The 23,637-nt window shown below is 64.0% G+C and carries 21 protein-coding genes; 9 read left to right on the top strand and 12 right to left on the bottom strand.

What is annotated here, in order from left to right; genetic code table 11:
• Nucleotides 1-39: 39 nt before the first annotated feature.
• The 4 genes from FJ949_RS28795 to puuE are packed head-to-tail and all read right to left on the bottom strand — an operon-like array spanning nt 40 to nt 3,431.
• Nucleotides 40-633 (bottom strand): nucleoside deaminase, encoded by a 594-nt coding sequence (locus FJ949_RS28795; RefSeq protein WP_140501182.1) that lies wholly within the window; start codon nt 631-633, stop codon nt 40-42.
• Nucleotides 633-1,136, bottom strand: a complete 504-nt coding sequence (locus tag FJ949_RS28790) for an ureidoglycolate lyase (RefSeq protein WP_140501180.1) — start codon at nt 1,134-1,136, stop codon at nt 633-635. The genes FJ949_RS28795 and FJ949_RS28790 overlap by 1 nt, the downstream gene beginning before the upstream one ends.
• Nucleotides 1,133-1,996 (bottom strand): bifunctional allantoicase/(S)-ureidoglycine aminohydrolase, encoded by an 864-nt coding sequence (locus tag FJ949_RS28785; protein ID WP_140501178.1) that lies wholly within the window; start codon nt 1,994-1,996, stop codon nt 1,133-1,135. The genes FJ949_RS28790 and FJ949_RS28785 overlap by 4 nt, the downstream gene beginning before the upstream one ends.
• 10 nt (nt 1,997-2,006) lie before the next feature.
• On the bottom strand, nt 2,007-3,431 hold the full coding sequence (gene puuE / locus FJ949_RS28780) for an allantoinase PuuE (protein WP_140501176.1): 1,425 nt from the start codon (nt 3,429-3,431) through the stop codon (nt 2,007-2,009).
• Between the two features lie 201 nt (nt 3,432-3,632).
• On the opposite strand from puuE, the gene uraH reads away from it, so the two are divergent.
• From uraH to xdhC, 4 genes are all read left to right on the top strand, one after another.
• Nucleotides 3,633-4,007: a hydroxyisourate hydrolase gene (uraH, locus tag FJ949_RS28775; RefSeq protein WP_140501174.1), complete on the top strand. Its 375-nt coding sequence runs from the start codon at nt 3,633-3,635 to the stop codon at nt 4,005-4,007.
• 3 nt (nt 4,008-4,010) lie between these two features.
• A complete protein-coding gene (gene xdhA, locus FJ949_RS28770; RefSeq protein ID WP_140501171.1) occupies nt 4,011-5,492 on the top strand; it encodes a xanthine dehydrogenase small subunit in 1,482 nt (493 codons plus the stop codon).
• Nucleotides 5,492-7,837, top strand: coding sequence for a xanthine dehydrogenase molybdopterin binding subunit (xdhB, locus tag FJ949_RS28765; RefSeq protein WP_140501253.1), 2,346 nt, complete (start codon nt 5,492-5,494; stop codon nt 7,835-7,837). The genes xdhA and xdhB overlap by 1 nt, the downstream gene beginning before the upstream one ends.
• Before the next feature lie 61 nt (nt 7,838-7,898).
• Complete coding sequence (gene xdhC / locus FJ949_RS28760) at nt 7,899-8,906, top strand: xanthine dehydrogenase accessory protein XdhC (RefSeq protein WP_140501169.1); 1,008 nt, start codon at nt 7,899-7,901, stop codon at nt 8,904-8,906.
• Between the two features lie 13 nt (nt 8,907-8,919).
• Here xdhC and FJ949_RS28755 read toward each other — a convergent pair whose 3' ends face one another.
• The 3 genes from FJ949_RS28755 to FJ949_RS28745 form a co-directional block, all read right to left on the bottom strand.
• Nucleotides 8,920-10,176 carry an LLM class flavin-dependent oxidoreductase gene (locus FJ949_RS28755; RefSeq protein WP_140501167.1) on the bottom strand — a complete coding sequence of 419 codons (1,257 nt, stop codon included), beginning with the start codon at nt 10,174-10,176 and terminating at the stop codon, nt 8,920-8,922.
• Entirely contained in the window at nt 10,173-11,156 is a 984-nt protein-coding gene (locus FJ949_RS28750; protein WP_140501165.1) for an LLM class flavin-dependent oxidoreductase, read from the bottom strand. The genes FJ949_RS28755 and FJ949_RS28750 overlap by 4 nt, the downstream gene beginning before the upstream one ends.
• Nucleotides 11,157-11,264: 108 nt before the next feature.
• Nucleotides 11,265-12,185, bottom strand: a complete 921-nt coding sequence (locus FJ949_RS28745; RefSeq protein WP_140501163.1) for a LysR family transcriptional regulator — start codon at nt 12,183-12,185, stop codon at nt 11,265-11,267.
• A 138-nt stretch (nt 12,186-12,323) separates the two neighbouring features.
• Between FJ949_RS28745 and FJ949_RS28740 the strand changes: the two genes are divergently transcribed.
• The 4 genes from FJ949_RS28740 (at nt 12,324) to FJ949_RS28725 (ending at nt 16,881) form a co-directional block, all read left to right on the top strand.
• Nucleotides 12,324-13,541 (top strand): urate hydroxylase PuuD, encoded by a 1,218-nt coding sequence (locus FJ949_RS28740; RefSeq protein WP_140501161.1) that lies wholly within the window; start codon nt 12,324-12,326, stop codon nt 13,539-13,541.
• Between the two features lie 2 nt (nt 13,542-13,543).
• Nucleotides 13,544-14,857 carry a guanine deaminase gene (gene guaD / locus FJ949_RS28735; RefSeq protein ID WP_140501159.1) on the top strand — a complete coding sequence of 438 codons (1,314 nt, stop codon included), beginning with the start codon at nt 13,544-13,546 and terminating at the stop codon, nt 14,855-14,857.
• An 88-nt stretch (nt 14,858-14,945) separates the two neighbouring features.
• On the top strand, nt 14,946-15,452 hold the full coding sequence (locus FJ949_RS28730) for a heme-degrading domain-containing protein (protein ID WP_140501157.1): 507 nt from the start codon (nt 14,946-14,948) through the stop codon (nt 15,450-15,452).
• A gap of 163 nt (nt 15,453-15,615) precedes the next feature.
• Nucleotides 15,616-16,881 carry a glycerate kinase gene (locus FJ949_RS28725; protein WP_140501155.1) on the top strand — a complete coding sequence of 422 codons (1,266 nt, stop codon included), beginning with the start codon at nt 15,616-15,618 and terminating at the stop codon, nt 16,879-16,881.
• 9 nt (nt 16,882-16,890) lie between these two features.
• Here the strand turns inward: FJ949_RS28725 and FJ949_RS28720 are convergent, their stop codons facing one another.
• From FJ949_RS28720 to FJ949_RS28700, 5 genes are all read right to left on the bottom strand, one after another.
• Complete coding sequence (locus FJ949_RS28720) at nt 16,891-17,628, bottom strand: UdgX family uracil-DNA binding protein (protein WP_224647248.1); 738 nt, start codon at nt 17,626-17,628, stop codon at nt 16,891-16,893.
• Nucleotides 17,625-19,010 (bottom strand): glutamine synthetase family protein, encoded by a 1,386-nt coding sequence (locus tag FJ949_RS28715; RefSeq protein WP_140501251.1) that lies wholly within the window; start codon nt 19,008-19,010, stop codon nt 17,625-17,627. Before FJ949_RS28715 ends, FJ949_RS28720 begins: the two co-directional genes overlap by 4 nt.
• Before the next feature lie 47 nt (nt 19,011-19,057).
• Nucleotides 19,058-20,431, bottom strand: a complete 1,374-nt coding sequence (locus tag FJ949_RS28710; protein WP_140501151.1) for an aspartate aminotransferase family protein — start codon at nt 20,429-20,431, stop codon at nt 19,058-19,060.
• A gap of 98 nt (nt 20,432-20,529) precedes the next feature.
• Complete coding sequence (locus FJ949_RS28705; RefSeq protein ID WP_140501149.1) at nt 20,530-21,504, bottom strand: WD40 repeat domain-containing protein; 975 nt, start codon at nt 21,502-21,504, stop codon at nt 20,530-20,532.
• A 128-nt stretch (nt 21,505-21,632) separates the two neighbouring features.
• Complete coding sequence (locus FJ949_RS28700; RefSeq protein ID WP_140501147.1) at nt 21,633-22,712, bottom strand: GTP-binding protein; 1,080 nt, start codon at nt 22,710-22,712, stop codon at nt 21,633-21,635.
• Between the two features lie 444 nt (nt 22,713-23,156).
• On the opposite strand from FJ949_RS28700, the gene FJ949_RS28695 reads away from it, so the two are divergent.
• Nucleotides 23,157-23,627, top strand: a complete 471-nt coding sequence (locus FJ949_RS28695; RefSeq protein WP_140501145.1) for a MarR family transcriptional regulator — start codon at nt 23,157-23,159, stop codon at nt 23,625-23,627.
• Nucleotides 23,628-23,637 lie beyond the last annotated feature (10 nt).

Below are 23,637 nucleotides of genomic sequence, written 5' to 3'. Positions count from 1 at the left end.
AGCAGTGGAATATGCGACCTGTGCCGCTGCTTGGTGCCCTCAGTTCAGCGGAATGTCGTTCTCGGCCTTGTTGGCCTGGTAGTCGCCAGAGAGCGCTTCATAAAGTGCTGCAATCTTGCCGATGCGCGCCTCCAGCCGCCCGCGTTCCGCCTCGGGCAGCGCCCGCACCAGCCTGCGGATCGAAAAGCTCTTCCAATAGGCGTTCTCGGCATTGTAACCGCCGGGATCGAGGGTGAAGACCTCTTTCAGGATTTTCAGATCGTGCGGGATGGCAAAACTGTCGCGCGAATCCTCGTGGCTGAACAGATAGTAGAAATTGTCGAAACCGGTCCAGGTGATCGCCGACAGGCAGAGCGAACAGGGCTCGTGCGTGGCCAGGAAGATGGCCTCCTTGGTGTCGACACGTTCGGCTTTGGGCATTTCGTAGAAGCGTTTCAGGCAGTGCACTTCGCCATGCCAGAGCGGGTTTTCGATCTCGTTGTTGGTTTCGGCCAGCACCAGCGAGCGGTCGCCTTTCTTCAGGATCGCCGCGCCGAACAGCTTGTTGCCATGGGCGACGCCTTCCTGCGTCTTCGGCACGATGTCGTGCTCGATGACGTCGAGCAGGCGGTCGATCAGCGAAATGTCGGTCATCAAAGGATCTCGTCGGGGAGATGAATCTCGTAGGCGTGCGAAAAATGGAATTCTTCGAGATTGGAGCCGTCGCCGCCACGGTCGACGATCAGGAAATCCTGGGGCTCACCCAATGGCGTCAGTACGCCGTGCCATAGATTGCGTGAATAATTGATGCCTTGCCCTGGCTTGGTGATGAAGGCATGCGGCTCGGCCGGACCGTCCTTGCCGTCATGACAGACGACGACCAGGAACGGTCGTGGCGACAGCGGGACAAAGGCCTGGCTGCCGAGCGGGTGACGCTCGACCATGGTCAGCGCCAGCGGCAATTCGTAAGGCGTGCCGCGCACCATCGAGATCAGCACGCGCGCATTCGGCCCCACGGCCTCGGCGGTCGCCAGATCATGGTAGCGCTCGGCCTTGCCGCCATTGATCGGGTAGTGGTTGTCGCCGCCCATGTCGATGACATCGCCGAACGGGGCAAAGCCCTCGCGGGTCAGCGGCCGCGCGACGATGCGGGTCACGGCGCACGCCCTGCGATCCCGGCACTGCCGAGCTTGGCGTGCCGGTTGACGTCCTTGTAGAGCAGATAGCGGAATTTTCCCGGTCCGCCGGCATAGCAGGCCTGCGGACAGAAGGCGCGCAGCCACATATAGTCGCCGGCCTCCACCTCGACCCAGTCCTGGTTGAGCCGGTAGACGGCCTTGCCTTCCAGGACATAGAGCCCGTGCTCCATGACATGGGTCTCGGCAAAGGGAATGACCGCGCCCGGTTCGAGGGTGACGATGGTCATGTGCATGTCATGGCGCATGTCGGCCGGATCGACGAAGCGCGTCGTCGCCCAACGGCCGTCGGTACCCGGCATCGGCGTCGGCCCGATGTCCTGCTCGTTGGTGAAGAAGGCTTGCGGGACCTCGAGGCCGCTGACGGACTCATAAGCCTTGCGTATCCAGTGAAAGCGGACAGCCGCATTGCTTTCGTTGCGAACAGTCCAGCCGCTCGACGGCGGCAGGAAGGCGAAGCCGCCCGGCCGCAAGACATGTCTTTCGCCGGCAAGCAGGACGGTCAGTTCGCCTTCGACCACGAACAAGGCGCCCTCGGCGCCGGCATCGGGTTCCGGCCGGTCGCTGCCACCGCCGGGCGCGATCTCGACGATGTACTGCGAAAACGTCTCGGCAAAGCCCGACAGCGGCCTCGACAATATCCAGACGCGGGTCTTGTCCCAGAATGGCAGGGCGCTGGTGACGATGTCCTGCATCACGCCCTTGGGGATGACGGCATAGGCCTCGGTGAAGACGGCGCGGCCGGTCAGAAGCTCACTCTGGCCGGAATGGCCGCCATGTGGAGCATAATAGGTTCGCTCGGGCATCCTGATCGTATCCATGGGTTCAAACCTATTGCGGAAGCATGTCCTTGAGGCGGAAGAGCGCGATGCGCTCGACCTGTTTGCAGGCGGTCTCGAATTCGACGCCGCGGCTGTTGCCGATGCGCCTTTCGAACTCCGCCAGGATTTCTTGCCTGGTCTTACCCTTCACCGCGATGATGAACGGGAAACCGAAGGTGGTGACGTAGGCGGCATTGAGCTTGGAAAACAGCTCGCGCTCCTTGTCGGTCAGCTCATCGAGGCCGGCCGAAGCCTGTTCCCTGGCCGATTCAGCCGTCAGCCGCCTGGCCCTTGCCAGCTTGCCGGCAAGGTCGGGATGGGCGTTGAGCACGCCGAGCCGCTCCGTTTCGCTTGCGGCGCGGAAAACGCGGCAGAGCGCATTGTGCAGGCCGCCGGCGCTGTCGTGCGCCGGGCCAAGTTCCAGCTCGTAGGCGCGCTCGGCTATCCACGGCGAATGTTCGAAAACGCCGCCGAAAGCATGCACGAAGGCCTCGAATTCCATCCTCGAAGGGCGCAGCACCGGCTGCTTGTATGGATGGGTCTCGCGCCAATGCCTGGCGATGTCGATACGCCGCGCCAGCCAGACCTTGTCGTGCGACTTCACATAGTCGACGAAGCGCTTCAGCGCCGCCACCCGCCCCGGCCGCCCGACGAGGCGACAGTGCAGGCCGATATTCATCATGCGCGGCCGCCCAGCCTTGCCTTCGGCATAGAGCGTGTCGAAACTGTCCTTCAGATAGGCGAAGAACTGGTCGCCCGAGTTGAAGCCCTGCGGCGTGGCGAAGCGCATGTCGTTGGCATCGAGCGTGTAGGGGATGATGAGCTGTGGCCTGTCGGTCCCCTCATCCGCGAACCAGTAGGGCAGTTCGTCGTCATAAGTGTCTGAGACGTAGTCGAAGCCGCCTTCCTCCGCCACCAGCCGCACGGTGTTGACCGACGTCCGGCCGGTGTACCAGCCCGTCGGGCGCGTGCCTGTCACTTCGTAGTGCAGCCGGATCGCCTCCTTGAGGTCGCGGCGCTCGTCCTCGGCGCTGTGGTCGCGGTAGTCGATCCATTTCAGCCCGTGCGAGGCGATCTCCCAGCCGGCATCCTGCATCGCCGTCACCTGATCGGGCGAGCGGGCGAGTGCCGTGGCGACGCCGTAACAGGTCACTGGCACCTCGGCCTCGGTGAACAGGCGAAGCAGCCGCCAGAAGCCTGCCCGCGCCCCATATTCGTAGATCGATTCCATGTTCCAATGGCGTTGGCCCGCCCAGGGAGCCGCGCCGACGATTTCCGACAGGAAGGCTTCCGAAGCCTTGTCGCCATGCAGGACGCAGTTCTCGCCGCCTTCTTCGTAATTGACGACAAATTGCACGGCCACATGCGCGCCACCGGGCCATTTGGGATCCGGCGGATTGGCTCCGTAGCCGCGCATGTCTCTGGTGTAACGCATCGTCCCTCCCACGGGGCATCGCCCGAAGTATGATCAGGATATCGAAAGGGTGCTTCTCGCATTCCCCCGAAAATTTTTGAAAGTGTTTTTGTCGCACTCCGCTCGACCGGGACTTATGCATCGCCTTTAATTGGCGCACAATTCATCAGCAATGTTTGGCTGTACCGGCCGGTTTGTTCGTATTGGAATGGGAGGCGGACAATGGCAGAAACGTCGAAAATCGATGGCGGGCGTCTGACGACCCATGTCCTGGATACGGCAACCGGCAAGCCCGCGGCGGGATTGTCGATCGCGCTCTACCGGATCGATGGCCCGGCCAGGACGCATCTGAAGACGGTCGCCACCAACGCCGATGGCCGTTGCGACGCACCGCTTTTGGCCGACGCGGATTTCCAGACCGGCGAATACGAGCTGGTTTTCGCCGCTGGCGACTATCTGCGGCGCCAGGGAACGAAACTGCCCGAGCCGGCCTTCCTCGACACCGTGCCGATCCGCTTCGGCATGGCGGATGCCGTGCACTATCATGTGCCGCTGCTCGTCTCGCCCTACGGGTATTCGACTTACAGGGGGAGCTGAGACGTGGCCGAGGTCAAGATCCGTAACGATATTCGTTTTATCCTCAACGGCAGGGATGTCGTGCTGTCATCCGTGGCGCCTGACGCGACCTTGCTCGACTGGCTGCGGCTCGACCGATCGCTGCGCGGCACCAAGGAAGGCTGCGCAGAGGGCGATTGCGGCGCTTGCACCGTGCTGGTCGGCAGGCTTTCCGCCGGCGAACTGGTCTATGAAAGTGTCAACGCCTGCATCCGCTTTCTGGGTTCGTTGGACGGCACCCATGTCGTGACGGTCGAGCATCTCCGTGGAACGCCGGGCCAGTTGCACCCGGTGCAGCAGGCGATGGTGGATTTCCACGGTTCGCAATGCGGCTTCTGCACGCCAGGTTTCGTCATGTCGCTTTACGGCTTGTGGATGAAATCACCGGAACCGTCGGACGCGGCCATCGAAAAGGCCTTGCAGGGCAATCTCTGCCGCTGCACCGGCTATGAGGCGATCATGCGCGCGGCTCGCGCCATCTCCAGCTACGGCAAAGCACAGAAGGATCCGCTGGCGCTGGAGCGTCAGTCGATCATGGCCAGACTCGAGGCGATGGGCGACGGCGCACGGATCGAGATCGGCGCCGGCAAGGCGCGGCTCGTCGTGCCGGCTGACGTTGACGATTTCGCCGCCGTGCTCGACAAGGAACCGGGCGCCACCATCGTCGCCGGCTCGACCGATGTCGGTCTCTGGGTGACCAAGCACATGCGCGATATTTCGCCTGTCATCTTCATCGGCAATCTCGACGGGCTGTGCGCCATTGCCGAGGACAAGGACGTGATCTCGATCGGCGCCGGCGTCACCTATTCCGATGCCTTCGCGATGCTGTCGAAACGCATCCCGGCGCTCGGGCCATTGTTCGATCGCATCGGCGGCGAACAGGTGCGCAACATGGGCACGATCGGCGGCAACATCGCCAATGGCTCGCCGATCGGCGACACACCGCCGCCATTCATCGCGCTCGGCGCGCGGCTGACGCTGCGCCGTGGAAGCAAGCGGCGCACGATCCCGCTCGAGGATTTCTTCATCGCCTATGGCAAGCAGGACCGGCAGGCCGGCGAGTTCGTCGAGGCCGTGCATGTGCCGGTTCCGGCAAACGAAACGAAGTTCGGCGTCTACAAGATCACCAAGCGCCGCGACGAGGATATCACCGCCGCCCTCGGCGCGTTTTTTCTGACCTTGGCCAGGGACGGCACCGTGGCCGATATCCGCATCGCCTATGGCGGCATGGCGGCGACGCCGAAGCGGGCTGCGGCGGTCGAGAAAGCTCTGCTCGGCAAACCCTGGACCGAAGAAACAGTCGAGGCGGCGATGACCGAATACGCAACGGATTTCACGCCGCTCACCGACGTGCGGGCAAGCGCTGAATATCGGGCTTTGGCGGCGAAAAACTTGTTGCTGCGTTTCTTTGTCGAAACCACCGGCACCAGGGCACCGTTCCAGGTGTCGCGCAACGAGGCGGCATGATGAACAAGCACGCCAGCGCCAATTTAAAGGCCGAAAAGATCGTCGGCGGCGTCGCCACAGACCAGCGCCATGATTCCGCGCACAAGCATGTCAGCGGCAGCGCCGTTTACATCGATGATATGCCCGAACCGGCGGGCACGCTGCATGGCTGCCTCGGCTTGGCCACGGCCACGCATGCCGCCATCGCCAAAATGGACCTGTCGGCGGTGCGCGCCGCCCCCGGCGTGATCGACGTGCTCACGGCAAAGGATGTGCCGGGCGAGAACGACATTTCGCCGACCGGGCGCCATGACGAGCCGGTACTCGCCGACGGCAAGGTACAGTTTTTCGGCCAGCCGATCTTTTGCGTGATTGCCGAGACGCGCGAGCAGGCGCGGCGCGCCACGAGGCTGGCAAGGGTCGAATACGAGGAATTGCCTTTCGTCACCGACATCGGCGCGCTTGATCCGAGCAAGGACAAACTCGTCACGCCGCCTCTGACGCTGAAGCGCGGCGACGCGGCTGCTGCGATCCGTCAGGCCCCCCGCCGGCTGAAAGGAAAAATGCGCGTCGGCGGCCAGGAGCATTTCTACCTCGAAGGGCATATCGCGATGGCGGTTCCCGGCGAGGATCAGGACGTCACCATCTATTCCTCGACGCAGCATCCGAGCGAAGTCCAGCACATGGTTGGTCATGCACTCGGCGTGCCGAGCAACGCCATTACCGTGGAAATGCGTCGCATGGGGGGCGGCTTCGGCGGCAAGGAAACGCAGGGCAACCAGTTTGCAGCGCTGGCCGCGATCGCAGCCAAGAAGCATCATCGGGCAGTGAAAATCCGGCCCGATCGCGATGACGACATGATCGCCACCGGCAAGCGGCACGATTTCCTCATCGACTACGAAGCCGGCTTCGACGATGAGGGCAATATTCTCGGCGTCGACTTCATGTTCGCGGCGCGCTGCGGCTTTTCTGCGGACCTTTCAGGCCCGGTCACCGACCGCGCGCTGTTCCACTGCGACAACACCTATTTCTGGCCGGCTGTGCATGCACAGTCGGCGCCGCTCTACACCAACACGGTCTCGAACACCGCCTTTCGCGGCTTCGGCGGCCCTCAAGGCATGGTCGGCGCCGAGCGTATCATCGACGAGGTGGCGTTTGCCGTCGGCAAGGACCCGCTTGAGATCCGCAAGCGGAATTTCTATGGAACCGCCGACCGCAACGTCACGCCCTACCACCAGGCGGTCGAGGACAACATCATCCACCGCATCGTCGCGGAACTGGAAGAAAGCGCCAGCTATGCAAGGCGCCGGCGCGAGATCTCGGCCTTCAACAACAACAGCCGCTTCATCAAGCGGGGCTTGGCGCTGACGCCGGTCAAATTCGGCATCTCGTTTACCGCCACGCATTACAATCAGGCCGGCGCGCTGGTGCATGTCTACACCGACGGTTCGGTGCATCTGAACCATGGCGGCACCGAGATGGGGCAGGGCCTCAACGTCAAGGTGGCGCAAGTGGTGGCGCAAGAGCTCCAGATCGACCTCGACCAGGTGAAGATCACCGCGACGACCACCGGAAAGGTGCCGAACACGTCGGCCACCGCCGCGTCGTCCGGCACCGACCTCAACGGAATGGCGGCGCAGAACGGCGCCCGCCAGATCAAGGACCGGCTGACCGATTTCGCCGCCGAGAAATACCAGGTGCCGCGCGACCAGGTGCTGTTCCTGCCCAACAGGGTGCGCATCGGCAACCAGGAGATACCTTTCGCCGACCTCGTCAAGCAGGCCTATATGGCCCGCATCCAGCTTTCGGCGGCCGGCTTCTACAAGACGCCGAAGATCCACTGGGACCGCGATAAGGGCGAGGGTCGTCCCTTCTATTATTTCGCCTATGGCGCCTCCTGCTCGGAAGTCTCGGTCGACACGCTGACCGGCGAATACATGGTCGAGCGCACCGACATCCTGCATGAGACCGGCCGCTCGCTGAACCGCGCGATCGACCTCGGCCAGGTCGAGGGCGGTTTCATCCAGGGCATGGGCTGGCTGACGACGGAGGAATTGTGGTGGGACGAGAAGGGTCGGCTGCGCACCCATGCGCCGTCGACCTACAAGATCCCGTTGGCGTCGGACCGGCCCAAGATCTTCAACGTGACACTGGCCGATTGGCCGGAGGCCGGTGAGCCGACAATCCACCGCTCCAAGGCCGTCGGCGAGCCGCCCTTCCCGCTCGGCATGTCGGTGCTGCATGCCCTGTCTGACGCGGTGGCCAGCGTCGCCGACCACAGGATCTGTCCGCGTCTCGATGCGCCTGCGACACCGGAACGCGTGCTGATGGCGATCGAGCGGCTGAAGCAAGAGGCGAAGGCCTGACACCGGCAAAACGTGCAAAACAGGCCGAAAAGGCCTATATTTCCCGACAGGGAATGTGAAAATGAACGCGACTGTGCAAAGCCTGAAAGCCTTTTTTGGCCAAGCCGGCCGGGTCGCGCTCGTCGAGGTCGCGGCGACGAAGGGCTCGACGCCGCGCGAGAAGGGCGCCTTCATGCTTGTCTCGCAAGCGGCGACATCGGGCACGATCGGCGGCGGCCAGCTCGAATATATGGCCATCGACAAGGCTAGGCAGATGCTTGGTTCTTCACCCTCCCCCTTGTCGAGAGGGTCGGCGAGCGGACGCCGCGAAGCGGCTTCAGCGAAACGGGGTGGGGGAGTGGCGTTCACAGCCCCGCAGACGACTTTGCCGTCCGACCCTCCCCCTAAGGGGGAGGGTGAAGAAACCCGCCCCGACACCCGCGTGATCCTCGAGGTGGCGCTCGGCCCGGAGATCGGCCAATGCTGTGGCGGGCGTGTCGAAGTGTCGATCCGCCTCGTCGATGCGACGTTGGCGCAGGAGCTGATTTCGGCCGCGGAAATCGAGCAGGCTGAACTGCCTTATGTCTACATTTTCGGCGGCGGCCACGTCGGCCAGGCGCTGGCCTCCGCGGTCGCCCTTCTCCCTGTGCGTGCCGTCGTCATCGAAACACGGGCCGACGCGCTTGAAGGAATGCCGCAAGCCATCGAGACGCGGCTGACCCCGATGCCTGAAGCCGAGGTGCGCAACGCGCCTGCAGGCAGCGCCTTCGCCATCCTCACCCATGATCATGCGCTGGACTTCCTGATTGTCGCCGAAGCCCTGAAGCGTGGCGACACCGCCTATGTCGGCATGATCGGCTCGAAGACCAAGAAAGCGACGTTCAGGAACTGGTTGCTGAAATCGGCGGAGGGTACGGAAGCGCAGTTTGCCCGCCTCGTTTCCCCAATCGGCGGTGACGCCGTGAAAGACAAGCGCCCATCCGTCATTGCCGCGCTAGCGGCCGCCGAGATCATGACGGCGCTGGTCAATCACGGCGCCGCGTCAAATGCCGGACGTCAGATGCCGCATGATAGGACGACGGCCGGGTAAGGTCACGTCGCGGCTATACCGGTTGCTTCAAGCCCAGATGATCGCGCAGTGTGCGGCCCTCATACTCCCTGCGAAACAGGCCGCGCCGCTGCAGCTCCGGCACAACCAGGGTGGCGAAGGCATCGAGTTCGCCGGGGAAATATGACGGCATGACGTTGAAGCCGTCCGCCGCACCGCCCTCGAACCGGGCCTGGAGTTCGTCTGCGATCTGCACCGCGGTCCCGACGATGCGCCAATGGCCGCGTGCGCCGGCGAAATGGCGGGCAAGCTGGCGGATGGAAAGGCCGTCGCGGCGCGATTGCTCGATGACCAGGGCCTGCCGGCTTTTCATGCCTTCGCTCTCCGGCAATTCGGGCAGCGGCCCGTCGAGCGGATAGCGCCGAAGATCGGAGATGCTGAGATAGCTGGACAGCAGCGCTACGCCGACGTCATCGGGGATCAGCTCCTGCAGCTCCTCGTATTTCGCCCGCGCTTCCGCTTCGGTTTCCGCCACCACCGGGGCGACGCCGGGCATGATCTTGATGTCGTCCGGTTCGCGTCCATAGGCCGCCAGACGGCCCTTGAGATCGTCGTAGAAAGCCTTCGCTTCCGCGAAAGTCTGCGCTGCGGTGAACACCACATCGGCGGTGCGAGCGGCGAGATCGCGACCGACATCCGAGGCGCCGGCCTGAACCATGACCGGGGCGCCCTGCGGCGAACGCGGCAAATCGAGTGGATCGCACACCGAAAAGCTCTGGCCGTCATGGCCGGAGGCGCCGAGCTTGCCGTGCCAAAGCCTGGTGACGACTTCGGCGAATTCTCGTGCCCGTTCATAACGATCGGCGTGGGGTCTGAGACCCGTTGCGCCGAAGTTGGCGGCCTCGATCGGGCTGGCCGACGTGACCAGGTTCCAGCCGGCGCGCCCGCCGCTCAGCTGGTCGAGCGAAAGGAAGGTTCGTGCCAGCCCGTAAGGCTCGTTGTAGCTGGTCGAAGCCGTGGAGACGAGGCCGATGCGGCTGGTCTGGACAGCGAGTGCGGAAAGCAGGCTGATCGGCTCGAAGCCGATCGAACGCGAGGTCTGGCTGGCGATGCTGACATCGGCTTCGCGCAGGCCGGCCGCATCCTCGCAGAACAACAGGTCGAATTTCGCCGCTTCCGCCGTGCGCGCCAGCGCGACGTAATGATCGATGTCGATCCCGGCCTTCACATGGGCCTGGGGATGCCGCCAGGCGGCGATATGGTGGCCCGTCGCCCACAGAAAGGCGCCGAGCTTCATCTGGCGCGCGGTCATCGGTCGCCTCCGCCGCTGAGTCCCAGATGCGAGCGCAGCGTTGTGCCCCCATAGCTCTGTCGAATCACGCCGCGCCGCCGCAGCTCCGGCAGAACGCGATTGGTGAAATCGTCGAGCGCTGAAATGTGCGCGGACAGCCGGATGTTGAATCCGTCGCAATTGTTCGCCCGGAATTCTTCCTCCATCCTGTCGGCCAGCCCGGCGACGCCGTTGGCGGCGAGGGATATGTCAGCCAATATCCTCACGGCATTCGGTTCGCGCCCGGACGCGGAAACGCGGCGCCTGAATTCGTCATGGCGTGCCTTGCGCCGCGCTGCCTGCCTTTCGTCCAGCAGGATGACATCGGCTGTGCGCGCGGCAATGTCGAGGTCGCCTGCCGCCAGGCCGGACAGGACCAGAACCGGCGTATCCTGCGGCGAACGCGCCACGTTCAGCGGTCCGCGCACGGCGAAGAATTCGCCCTTGTGGTCGAGCTGGTGCATTTTTCCGGGATCGTGAAAGCGGCCGCTGTCTTTGTCGAACAACAGCGCGTCCGCCTCCCAGCCATTCCACAAGCCCTGGACGATGCCGATATATTCCTCGGAGCGGCGGCGAAACTCGTCGCTGGAAAATCCATCCGGCCGGCTGAAATTGGCCGCCTCGCTCGGCGCCTGCGCCATGGTTGCGTTCCATCCGGCGCGACCGTGGCTGATGATATCGAGCGAGGCGAACCGGCGCGCCAGATTGTAGGGCTGGTGGGCAACCATCGACGCGGTGGCGACCAGCCCGATCCTGCTCGTCACGGTCGCCAGTGCGGCAAGCAGGGTCGTCGCTTCGAACGGGTTGCCCGACCCGGCCCTGCCCGGCGGCGCATCGTCGAGAACAATCATGTCCAGCCCGGCCGCTTCCGCCCGCTGCGCGAAGCCGGCCAAGTCGCTGAAGGTGAGCGCGCCGGCCTGCCCGGCCGTGGAGGCAATGTTGAGCGAAACGGTGAGATGCATTGTGGCTAGCTCGTCAGTCGGCGCAAAGCCCATCGGCCATGAGGCGGCATCCGCGAACCTAAGTTCGCCTTCGCGCAAGGCAACCCTTGCGACTGGGCCAGGAGCCGCTCACTTGCCGACCAGTATGTCCTTGATCAGCCGCTGGCAGCGCTCGGCCATGAAATCCAGCAGCAGGCGCACCTTCGGGTCCTGCAGCTTCTTGTGCGGATAGACGGCGGCGAACTGCACCGGCGTCGGCGGCGTGCCGGCCAGGATGATCTTCAGCCGCCGGTCGCGGATGAACGGCTCGACCTCGAAGCGCGGCTTGTTGATGATGCCGCGCCCCGACAGCGCCCAGCCGGTCAGCACGTCGCCATCGTCCGTATCATAGGGCCCGTGCACCTCGAATTTCTGCGGCCCGTTCGGCGTCTGCAGGGTCCAGACATATTCGCGCGCGCCGGAATAGCGCAGCATCAGGCAATCGTGCTTCCTGCTGATCAGTTCCTGCGGCTCGGCCGGCTCTCCGCGCGCCTCCAGATATTTGGGTGCCGCGACCAGCACCCGCTCGCATTCCATGATGCCGCGCATCCTGAGGCTGGAATCCTCGATGATACCGAGTCGGAAGGCGACGTCGATGCCCTCTTTCATGATATCGACATTGTGATCCGAGAGCCTCAGCCGCACTTCGATATCAGGATATTTGTCGTGGAAATCGGGAATACCCGAGGCGACCAGGCGGCGGCCGAGGCCGAGCGGCGCGGTCACGCGGATGGTGCCGCGCGGCTGACCGGAAAGGGCCGAAACCGCGGCCTCCGCCTCGGTGATCGCTTCCAGCACCTGCTTGGCGCCGGTGTAGAACACCGTGCCATGCTCGGTCGGCATCAATTGTCGTGTCGTGCGGTTGAACAGCCGCACACCAAGGTGCTTCTCCAGCTCCTTGATGCGGTTGGAAGCAACCGCCGGCGAAATGCGCATGTCGCGCCCGGCCGCCGACAGATTGCCGAGCTCGACCACGCGGACGAAGACAGCGATGTTGTCGAGATAGGCCATGCGGTTCAGGGGCTTTCAATCAAGCTGTGTGCGAGCAACCTAGTATTTTCCAATTTTTTTTGAAAGTCATCGCACACCTCGCCTCTTTCCGTTTGCGCGCCACACCGTAAAGTCGCTTCATCGGCAGGGACGACTTCAATGATGGATTTCGCTATTTTCTGGGACTGGCTGAGCTTTGCCGTGCGCTGGCTGCACGTCATCACCGGCATCGCCTGGATCGGCTCGTCCTTCTATTTCGTCGCGCTTGATCTCGGTTTGCGCCAGCGACCGGGCATGCCTGTCGGCGCCTTCGGCGAGGAGTGGCAGGTGCATGGCGGCGGCTTCTATCACATCCAGAAATACCTGGTCGCGCCGGCCGAGATGCCGGAACACCTCACCTGGTTCAAATGGGAATCCTACGCCACCTGGCTGTCCGGCTTCGCCATGCTGTGCGTGGTCTACTATGCCGGGGCCGACCTGTTCCTGATCGATCCCAACGTGCTGCCGATGTCTGTGCCGGTCGGGATCGTCCTGTCGATGGCGACGATCGGCGTCGGCTGGGTGGTTTATGACCTGCTCTGCCGTTCGCCGCTGGGCAAAAGCGATACAGGCCTGATGCTGGTGCTCTACTGCGTGCTGGTGTTCATCGCCTGGGGACTGACCCATCTGTTCACCGGCCGCGCCGCTTTCCTGCATCTGGGCGCCATCACCGCCACGATCATGTCGGCCAATGTCTTCATGGTCATCATCCCCAACCAGAAGATTGTCGTTGCCGACCTCATCGCCGGCCGCAAGCCGGATCCGAAATACGGCAAGATCGCCAAGCAGCGCTCGCTCCACAACAATTACCTGACGCTGCCGGTGCTGTTTCTGATGCTGTCGAACCATTACCCGCTGGCGTTCGGCACTGAGTTCAACTGGATCATCGCCTCCCTGGTGTTCATCATCGGCGTGTTGATCCGCCACTACTTCAACACCGTGCACAAGCGCGCCGGCAACCCGCACTGGACCTGGCTGGGCGCCCTTGTCCTGTTCCTCATCATCGTCTGGTTGTCCACCGTGCCGAAGGTGTTGACCGGCGAACCAAAGGCGTCCGCCTCGGCGCAAGTCTATATCGCCTCGGCCCATTTCCCGGCCGTGCGCGACACCGTGCTCGGCCGCTGCTCGATGTGCCATTCACAGGAGCCGGTCTACGAGGGCATCTACCATGCGCCCAAGGGCGTGATGCTGGATACCGACGCCGGCATCGCCGAGCATGCCCGCGAGATCTATCTGCAGGCCGGCCGCAGCCATGCCATGCCGCCCGCCAATGTCAGCCAGATCACCGACAAGGAGCGGGCGCTGCTGGTGGCCTGGTTCGAAGGCGCGGGGAAATAAGCATGACATCGACACTTCTGCGTGGCCGCACGCTGTCCTTCGTGCGCTGGCCTGAAAGCATCGATGATCATTCCGCCTGGCGCTACGAGGAGGATGGCGGCCTGCTGATCCACGACGGCAGGATCGTCGCTGCGGGCGCTTACGTCGATGTTGAAAGGAAAGCAGGCGAGACAGCGAGAAGGATTGATCACCGGCCGCATCTGCTGCTTCCGGGCTTCATCGATGCCCATGTGCATTTCCCGCAGATGCAGATCATCGCCTCCTACGGCGCGGAACTGCTCGATTGGCTGAACGCCTACACTTTCCCGGAGGAGACGAAGTTCGCCAATGCGCAGCATGGCCGGCGCGTCGCGCGGCTGTTCCTCGACGAGATGGTGCGCCACGGCACCACGACGGTTGCCGCCTACTGCTCCGTGCACAAGGCCTCCGCCGAAGCCTTTTTCGCCGAGTCGCATGACCGCAACATGCTCAACATCGCCGGCAAGGTGATGATGGACCGCAATGCGCCCGATGGCGTGCTCGACACGCCGCAATCGGGCTATGACGACAGCAAGGCGCTGATCAGGGAGTGGCACGGCAAGGGCCGGCAGCTTTACGCCATCACACCTCGCTTCGCGATCACCTCGTCGCCGGAGCAGATGGAGATGGCCGGCGCGCTATGCCGCGAATACCCCGACCTGCACATCCAGACGCATCTGTCGGAAAACCATGCCGAGATCGCCTTCACGCAGGAGCTTTATCCGTGGTCGCGCGATTACACCGACGTCTACGAGCATTACGGGCTGTTGGGGAGAAAGAGCCTGCTCGGCCATTGCATCCATCTGTCGGAGCGGGAGGCGGACGCGCTTTCGGACAGCGGCTCCGTAGCCGTGTTCTGCCCGACCTCGAACCTGTTCCTCGGCTCCGGCCTGTTCGATTATCAGCGCTACCGCACCCGCGATAAAGCCCTCCGCATCGCCGCCGCCACCGATGTCGGTGGCGGCACCAACTATTCCATGCTGCGCACCATGGACGAGGGCTACAAGGTGATCGCGCTGAACGGCGAGAAGCTGAACCCGTTCCAGTCCTTCTGGCAGGTCACGCGCGGCAACGGCGAGGCGCTGTCGGTGGCGCAAAGGATCGGCACGCTGGAGGAAGGCACCGATGCCGATATCGTCGTGCTGGACGCCAGGGCGACGTCGTCGATGCGGCTCAGGATGGAGACCGTCGAGACGCTGGCGCAGGAACTCTTTCTCTTGCAGACGCTGGGCGATGATCGCGCCGTGCGCGAGGTCTATGTGGCGGGTCGGCCGGCAAAAACCGATTTGGCAATTTAGAACGTGACGGCGCGTTCCTTGCTTGACCCGGGCTTGACCCAGCGGCAACCATCCGTCAAAGCGTGCGGCGACGTTGAAAGGGAACGACATGGCCGTTGCCGAAGACATCGCTCTGATCAAGAGACAGGAGGAAGCCCTTGTCTTTCCCGCCTTCGACGAGGCTGTTGCGTTCAGTATCGGATCCGCGATCCGCGACCGGGCGCTCGCCGAAAATCTCCCGATCATCGCCGATATCAGGACCTTCGACCGGCCGCTGTTCTACGCCGCCATGCCGGGCTCGAACGCTTCCAATCCCGACTGGGCGCGGCGCAAGATCAACGTCGTCAAGCGGTTCCTGAAAAGCACTTACCGCATGGTGCTGGAACAGCAGCGCCCCGACCGCACCTTCAAGATCGGCGAGGGCCTGGATATTGCCGACTACGTGCTGGCCGGCGGCGGCTTTCCCGTCACGGTCAAGGGTGTCGGGGTCATCGGCGTCATCGCCGTTTCGGGCCTGCCGGAGCGCCAGGATCACGGCGTGGTGGTCGATGCGCTGTGTGATCATCTGGGTATCGACAAGCGCGAACTGGTATTGCCGCCGGAAGAAAAATCGTGACGTCGGCGCCGCCCCTCATCCGCCTGCCCGTCCTCCGCAGCAGCTGCGCAGCTGCTGCGGAGGGTGGACCGGCACCTTCTCCTCGATTTTCACGGGGAGAGGGTAAGGAAGAGGGGCAGCGCCAGCCTTGCAAGAATGCGCGAAACGCTGCTGGCTGCCCGATATGACCATTACCGATCCCAAATCCTTCCTCACTTCCATTTTCAACGCCGCCGTCGCCGCCGCCGATCCGGAAAAGACCATCCGCTATCATTTGCCGGTCAGGCCCAAGGGCCGCACCATCGTGATCGGCGCCGGCAAAGGCTCGGCGCAGATGGCGGCGGCCTTCGAGAAAGCATGGGACGGCCCGCTCGAAGGACTGGTCGTCACCCGCTACGGCTATGGCGCGAAATGTGAGCGCATTGAGATCATCGAGGCGGCGCATCCGGTGCCGGACGCCGCCGGGCTCGAGGCTTCGCGGCGGCTGCTCGGGAAGGTGCAAGGGCTGACCGCCGACGATCTGGTGGTGGCGCTGATTTCCGGCGGCGGTTCGGCGCTGCTGCCGTCACCGGCAACCGGCCTGACATTGGCCGACGAGATCGCCGTCAACGAGGCGCTGCTGGCGTCGGGCGCGCCGATCGCGGCGATGAACACCATCCGCAAGCATCTTTCCACCATCAAGGGAGGCCGGCTGGCCGCCGCCGCCTGGCCGGCCAAAATGGTGTCGCTGGTTGTCTCCGATATTCCCGGTGACAATCCGGCGCTGGTCGCATCCGGCCCGACCGTTCCCGACACCGGCAGCCGGGCGGATGCGCTGGCGTCGATATCAGCCTACGGCATGAACCTGCCGGCCTCGGTCATGGCGCATATCAATTCACCGGCCGCCGATGCACCAATTCCCGGGGATGAGCGCTTTTCGCGCAACGAGGTGCATCTGATCGCCTCCGCCGGCGTGTCGCTCGAAGCAGCCGCAGCGGAAGCGAGCCGACAGGGCATCGAAGCTGTCATTCTCTCGGATGCCATCGAAGGCGAAGCCCGCGAGGTGGGCGGGGTTCACGCGGCCATCGCGCGCGAAGTAGCGACACGCAATCGGCCTTTCTCAAAGCCGGTGCTGATCCTGTCCGGCGGCGAGACCACGGTGACGCTGCGTGCCAAGGGGAAAGGCGGCCGCAACTCCGAATTCCTGCTCGCCTTCGCCATCGGCATCAATGATGTGAAGGGCATTCACGCCCTGGCCGCCGACACCGACGGCATCGACGGCTCGGAAGACAATGCCGGCGCCTTCGCCGATGGTTCCACGGTCGCGCGCATGCGCGCGGCCGGCATCGACGCCAAGGCGATGCTGGCAGGCAACAATGCCTGGACGGCTTTCAACGCGGTCGGCGATCTGTTCGTGCCCGGTCCGACCGGCACCAATGTCAACGATCTCAGGGCCATCCTGATTCGCTAATCGTTTGGATCAGGCAGCCATCAGCCGCTTCACCTGCTTCATGTCGTCAAGGAACCGTTCTCGCTCGGCCTCCTTGTCCGCACGGTCACGGATGCGCAGGATGAAGGAGGGATGGATGGTGATGAACACACGCATGCCATCTTCCCGCTCGATCGCCTGGCCGCGCATCTTCGTCACCGGAACCGCCTTGCCGAGCAGCGACAATGCCGCCGTTGCGCCAAGCGCCACGGCAAGGTTCGGTTTGATCAGTCCGAATTCCTGGTCGAGCCACCAGCGGCACGCCTGAATCTCGCCGGCGTTCGGCTTGGAATGAATGCGACGCTTGCCGCGCGGCTCGAACTTGAAGTGCTTGACCGCATTGGTGACGTAGACTTTCTGGCGGTCGACCCCGGCGTCGTCCAGTATGGCGTCGAACACCCTGCCGGCCGGGCCGACGAAAGGAGCGCCGGCGAGATCTTCCTGATCGCCGGGCTGCTCGCCGACGAAAATCACCTTGGCGCCGTCAGGCCCTTCGCCGAACACGGTCTGCGTCGCATCGCGCCACAGCGGGCAGCGGTGGCAAGCCTTCGCTACCTCACGCAGCTCCGAGATCGAGGTGACATCTGGCAGTGGCTCGTCGGACGGCCCGGAAATGCGCCTGGCCGGCCTCTTCGCTTCATGCGTTTGGCCTGTGGTCGCCATCATCCTGTCCTGTCGGTTCTGACACTGAAATGGACGGGAAGGGCGATGGTTCCTCCGAGGGCTCAGACCTCGTGCAGATAGAGGTGATAGTCCAGCTCGCTGACCGTGCGCGCCACGCGCAGGTATTCGGACTGCTTGATCGCCACGAAGGTGCGGTGCAGGTCTTCGCCGAGCGCGCCTTTGAGGAAGCTGGACGCTCTGGCCGCCTCGATCGCCGCGCGCCAGTCGACCGGCATGGTCGTGCGCGTCACCGCCGCCTCATAGCCGTTTCCGGTCGTCTCGGGGCCGGGGTCGAGGCCTTCGTCGAGCCCTTTGACGATGCCGGCAAGCACGGTTGCCGCGATCAGATAGGGGTTGGCGTCGACGCCCGACGGCCGATGCTCGATGCGCCGGTTCCTGGCGTCGCCCGCCGGCACGCGCAGCGCCACCGACCGGTTGTTGACGCCCCAGGTCGGCGCCACCGGTGCATAGGATTGGGAGACGAAGCGCCGCCAGGAATTGGCGTGCGGCGCAAACACCAGCATCGATTCCGCCATGGTCTGGATCAGGCCGCCCAGCCCGCGCAGCAGTGGCAGCGACCAACTCTCGCCACCGGCCTCCGAAAAAACGTTTCGGCCAGCCTTGTCCTGCAGCGAGACGTGGAAATGCATGCCGGAGCCGGCATATTTCTCGATCGGTTTGGCCATGAAGCAAGCGGTGACGCCATGGCGGCGCGCCTGCGCCCGAACCAGCCGTTTCAGCATGACGAGGTCGTCGGCCGCCCGCATCACATCCTTGCGGTAGTTCAGCGTCAATTCGTACTGGCCGGGCGCATATTCGGAAATCACGGTCTCGGCCGGAATGCCCTGTGCCTTGGCCGCGGCATAGATGTCGGTAAACAGCGGCTCCATGCCGTGCAGATGGTCGACCGAGTAGACCTCGGTCTTGCCCGAGACGCGGCCATCCAGCACGGCGTGCGCCGGCTGCACCTTGCCGTCGCTGTCGCGCTCATTGGCGAGGAGAAAAAATTCGAGCTCGAAGGCGCCGGCCGGGTACAGCCCCTTGGACGCCAATATGTCGACCTGCCTTGCCAGCGCCAGCCGCGGGTCCGATGACATCGGCGCGCCGTCGAGATGATACATCGCCATCAGCACCTGGCCGCGCGGCGGGTTGGTCCCGTGGAGCGGCACCAGCGTGCCAGGAATCGGCCAGGCGCGCAGATCGCCGTCGCCGGTGGTCCAGATCAGCCCGGTCTCGTGCACGTCCTCGCCGGTGATGTCGAGGCCGAGGATCGAGATCGGCATGTGCCGGCCGCCTTCGAAGATGGCTTTCAGCTCGTGCCGGCGCACGATCTTGCCACGGCCGACGCCGTTGGCATCGGTCAGCACGATATCGAAGGCTTCGATCTCAGGATGGGCGTCGAGAAAGGCCTGCGCCTCGGTGGGCGTCGAGCCCGAAGGTGAAGTCATGATGGAGCCCGGCCTGGCTTGCGCGCCTGTCTGTTGGGTGGCTTGTCTCATGCCGCAAGCTCCGCCGCAACTGCGCCGAAGGCGGTGATCAGCCGGTTGACCTGGGCGCCAGTGGTCGCCGGAGAGATCAGCATCATATTGTGGAAGGGCGCGATAAGCACGCCGCGATTGACCAGCGCGACATGGATGGCGGCTTCGAGTTCCGGCGCGTGCGCGGCCTCCGCCTCCGCCCCATTGCGCAGCGGGCCCGGCGCGCAGATGAATTCGACGCGGGCGCCGACGCGGGCGACATGCCATGGCAGGCGGTAGCGGTCGATGACCGTGGTCAGCCCGGCATCGAGCCGCCGCGCCAGATGATCCATGCGGTCGTAGTTTTCAGCCGTCATCACCTCTTCGAGCGCGGCGCGCATGGCCGCGAATTGCAGAGGATTGGCTGAGAGCGTCGTGCCCATGCCGGAATAACCCGGCTCTTTCGTCCTGTTGTAGTCGGCGTAGCGCGAGGCGACTTCTTCGCTCATGCCCCACACGCTTGCCGGTACACCGCCGGCGATCGGCTTGCCCAGCACGAACAGGTCCGGCTCCAGCCCGTATTTCGCGGTATAGCCGCCCGGTCCGGTCGAGATCGTGTGTGTCTCGTCGATCAGAAGCAGCGTGCCGGCCGCGCGCGTCAGCTTTCGCAGCGCCTCGTGGAAACCGGGATCGGCCAGCACCATGCAGGAATTGGTCAGCACCGGTTCGGCGATGACGCAGGCGACATCCTTGTCCCTGAGCGCTGCCTCCAGCGCGGCAACGTCGTTGAACTCGATGACCTTGGCCGTGCGGGTCAGGTCGCGGAATTCTCCGGCCAATCCGGGCCGGTTGGCCGGCTTGCCGTCGATCAGCCGCACCATCGTCTCGTCGACAGAGCCGTGATAACAGCCGTTGAAAACCAATATCTTTTCTCGCCCGGTGACGGCGCGGGCAACGCGCAGCGCGAAGCGGTTGGCATCGGTCGCCGTCGTGGCGATCTGCCAGAACGGCAGGCCGAAGCGCTGTTGCAGCAGCGGTCCAATGGCGAGCGCATCTTCCGAAGGCAGCATGTATGTCAGGCCGCGTCCGGCCTGCCGGCGGATGGCGCGCGCTATCGCCGGCGGCGAATGGCCGAACATCGATCCGGTGTCGCCGAGGCAGAAATCGTCGAGCCTGTTGCCGTCGATGTCGGTGATCGTAGCGCCTTTGGCGCTCTCGACCAGGATCGGAAACGGCGTCGGCCAGTCGTTCATCCAGTGCATCGGCACGCCACCGAAGAAGCCGGGCAGGCCGTTGCCGGCCTTGGCCTGCGATTTCGGCCGCGCCTTGCGGAAGCTGGCGCCTTCGGTATCCCGCAATGCGGCAATGCGGTCGCGGCTGACGCCGCCAATGGACGTGTGGGCGCTGTGCATGAACCCCCTCTCTGGCGCAGTAGTGGAGTAGGCGCTCAACGGCCCGGATGCTCTAAACCCGCTCCCATATTGCCCTACTCCCCTACTCCCCTACTCCCCTAACCCGTGATGTCGATAACGCCGCAGTCGCCGGCGGCACTGCCGAAGGCGATGCGCCGTTCCTCCCTGTCCCACATCATCGAGGTGATGGCGCCCTTGCCGGGGCGGCGCAACAGCACTTCCTTGGCGTCGGAAAAACGCACCGCCATCACCATGCCGTCCTCATAGCCGATGGCGACGACATCCTGGCTCGGATGGCAGGCGACTGAGGTCACCATCGCATTGCCGCGCGTACCGAGTTCCAGCGGCGCCTTGCCCATTGGCCCGTCCTTGCCTGAAAACGGCCAGACGATCGCCGCCGGCGCGCCGGAACTCGCCAGCCACTTGCCTTTCACGCTCCATGACAGGCTTTTGACCTTGGCGGGATAGCCGCTCATGCGCATGTGCTTGCCGTCCGCCAGCTTCCAGCCGTGCAACGCGTTTTCCTGCATGGTGGTGACCAGGAAGGCGCCATCCGGCGAGAAGGTGATGCCGGTATGGGCGCCGGCCCATTCGAGCTCCACCGGCTTGCCCTCGGCGGCCGGGAAATGCAGCGTCGCGCCATTGTAGCGCGCTACGCCGAAGCGCATGCCCTTGGGCGAAAATGCCAGCCCCTCGACCGAACGCGGATGGGCGAACTCTTTTGTGCGGCCGTCGGCAAAGCGCACATAGGCGGTCTTGCCTGTAGCGTAGGCGATGGCACCTTGCGGGCCAGCGGCGACGCTGGTGACCCACTTCTTGCCCGCGCTCGCCAATTCCTTGGCCTCGCCGCCCGCTTTCACCGCAAACACCTTGCCGTCTTCGCCGCCGGTGAGCAGCCGGTCATTGGCGGCATCGTGGAAGGCCGCGAGCAGCCCGTCATTGGCCTGCACCGTCTTGTGGCCATTGTCGAGCCGATGGACGGTGCCGTCGGCCAGCGCGAAATGCGGCACGTCGCCGAGGAAGACGGCGGCAAGGCAATGGCCTTCGAGATCAAGCGGGGCGACGGTCGGCATGTAGGACAGGTCCATTCCAGATTGTTGCTGGTCGTCTCGGGAGCCGCCAGCGCGCCAGGCGCGGCCCCACCCTCTCCCGCAAGGGGAGAAGGAAGAGCGGGCAGCGCTACCGCCATAAAGTCCGGAAATCAAGCGGCCTGGCAGGCCTCGAAGCTCTTCCTCAGCCGTTCGGGGTCCAGTTCGCGACCGATGAACACCAGCCGGCTCTCATGCTTCTCGCCGTCTTTCCAGGCGCGCTGGTGGTCGCCCTCGATGATCATGTGCACGCCCTGGATGACGTAGCGCTCGTCGTCGCCCTTCAAGGCGATGATGCCTTTCAGGCGCAGGATGTTCGGCCCCTCCATCTGGGTGACCTTCTCGATCCAGGGGAAGAATTTCTTCGGATCCATCTCGCCTCCCCGCAGCGAAACCGACTGCACCGTCACGTCATGGATGTCGGATGGGTGCGCGTGATGGTCGTGTCCATCGTGGTCATGATCGTGCCCGTCATGATCGTGGTGGTGATGATCGTGGTCGTGGTCATGATCATGATCATGACCATGGTGGTCGTCATGCGCCTCGAGGAAATGCGGGTCGTTCTCCAGCGCCCTGGACAGGTCGAAGGCGCCGCGGTCGAGCACTTCCGACAGCGCCACGCCGGCGCGGGTGGTGCGATGGATCCTTGCGGCCGGGTTGATGGCGCGGATCGTCGCTTCCACCTTGGCCAGTTCTTCTGGTGTGACGAGGTCGGTCTTGTTGAGCACGACGACGTCGGCGAAGGCGATCTGGTCCTCGGCTTCCTTGGAATCCTTCAGCCTGAGCGGCAGGTGCTTGGCGTCGACCAGCGCCACCACGGCGTCGAGCTTCGTCTTGGAGCGCACGTCGTCGTCCATGAAGAAGGTCTGCGCCACCGGCACCGGATCGGCGAGACCCGTGGTCTCCACCACGATGGCGTCGAAGCGGCCGGGCCGGCGCATCAGGCCCTCAACGACGCGGATCAGGTCGCCGCGCACCGTGCAGCAAACGCAGCCATTGTTCATCTCGTAGATTTCCTCGTCGGACTCCACGATCAGGTCGTTGTCGATGCCGATCTCGCCGAATTCGTTGACGATGACGGCGTAGCGCCTGCCGTGGTTTTCCGACAGGATGCGGTTGAGCAGCGTCGTCTTGCCGGCGCCGAGATAGCCGGTCAGAACGGTTACGGGGATCTGCGTCTGTGCGTCGCTCATGGCTTGCCTCGAATGGATGGGCCTTGAAAGATTTCGGCGGCCTCGAAAGGGATTGTCGGCTCCATATAGGATGCGCGGCGGGCTTTTGCACGAGGCAAACCGCGAATGGCTGCGGTCCAATCCCTAGGTCAGCGTCTCGTCGAACTAGGCGGCTGGCGGCGCCCTGCAGGCCATGCGGTATCGGTGCGCAAAAAGAGCCTGTGGACGACCACGGCCGGCCGATCCACCGCAATCGCTTTCGCGAAAAGTCGTTTGTCATCTAACTGAAATAATCATCTGGCATTAGCCACGGCGGGTACCGCAATGCTGGCATTAGCCACGGCGGGTACCGCAATGCTTGCCGGCAAAGCTGTTTCAGGCGCCGGAATCTTTTTTGATCGTCGATTGCCAACCGGCCGGCTGCGTCTATGCTGCCCGCACCGGTATGGCCGAAGAGGGATGACCATGGCCAAGGCGGACAAGACTGCGACAATGAGCCGGCTGCATTCGGCGGCAAGGCTGGCAAGAACAGCGCTTGCGGCACGGCTGCTGGCGCATGGCTTCTATGCCGGCCAGGACCAGATCATGCTGGCGCTCGACCGCGAGGACGGCCAGACCCCGGGCAATCTGGCTGGCCGGCTCGGCGTGCGCCCGCCCACCATCACCAAGACCATCAATCGGCTGCAGGCACAGGGTTTTCTGCAAAAGCGCGCCTCCGACGCCGATGCCCGCCAGGCGCATATCTTTCTCACCGACACCGGTCGCGAGACCATCCGCGCCATCGAAAAGTCGGTGAAGAAGACCGAAAAGCAGGCGCTGAAGGGCCTCGACAAGAAGGACCAGAAGGCGCTGTTCAAATTTCTTGCCCGCATCGAGGCCAATCTTTCGAACGAAGAACTGGCCTTGATCGACGACGACGCCGAGTCGGACGACTGACCGCCGGTGC

Source organism: Mesorhizobium sp. B2-4-1 (assembly GCF_006442185.1).
Lineage (GTDB): Bacteria > Pseudomonadota > Alphaproteobacteria > Rhizobiales > Rhizobiaceae > Mesorhizobium.
The sequence above is the reverse complement of the archived record's forward strand: the minus strand, read 5'-3'. Positions and strand labels throughout refer to the sequence as shown.